Below are 706 nucleotides of genomic sequence, written 5' to 3'. Positions count from 1 at the left end.
AGATCTTCCCCAAAGGAAAGTAACTTCGCATCAAAGACAGGGGGAGTAATTTTATCGATAGTACTGGTTTCATCCAAGGCAATTTCGCATCCTGAGACAGTAACTTTTGTTAGATGATAAGTGCCCACAGGAGCCGGAGCGGTCATTAAAGTATGCGGACTGCTGCTCAGGGTCACTGCCGCCTGGGGCACTCCATCCACTTCATATTCCATTATATAAGGCCCTGCAGCACTGCTTGAAAATTCGATAACAACTCCGGAACCTGTTCCCAGACAAAGATCTTCAACATAGGAAAGTAACTTCGCATCAAACACAGCGGGAGTAATTTTATCGATAGTAATGGTTTCATCCAAGGCAATTTCGCATCCTGAGACAGTAACTTTTGTTAGATGATAAGTGCCCAAAGGAGCCGGCGCGGTCATCAAAGTGTGCGGACTGCTGCTCAGGGTCACTGCCGGCTGGGGCACTCCATCCACTTCATATTCCATTATATAAGGCCCTGCAGCACTGCTTGAAAATTCGATAACAATTCCGGGACCCGTTCCCAGACATAGATCTTCTCCAAAGGAAAGTAACTTTGCATCAAAGACAGGGGGAGTAATTTTATCGATAGTAATGGTTTCATCCAAGGCAATTTCGCATCCTGAGACAGTAACTTTTGTTAGATGATAAGTGCCCAAAGGAGCCCGCGCGGTCATCAAAGTAT

Annotated in this window: 1 protein-coding gene; it reads right to left on the bottom strand. The window is 45.9% G+C overall.

Annotated features, from left to right (window positions below; genetic code table 11):
- Positions 1–706, bottom strand: a 706-nt coding sequence (locus BSF42_RS22590) for a hypothetical protein (protein ID WP_172426747.1), incomplete at both ends; no start/stop codon positions are given.

Origin of the sequence: Flavobacterium sp. ACN6, assembly GCF_002304005.1 — a bacterium.
Classification (GTDB): Bacteria; Bacteroidota; Bacteroidia; order Flavobacteriales; family Flavobacteriaceae; genus Flavobacterium.
Note: the sequence above shows the minus strand (reverse complement) of the source record. Positions and strands in the feature narration are given on the sequence as shown.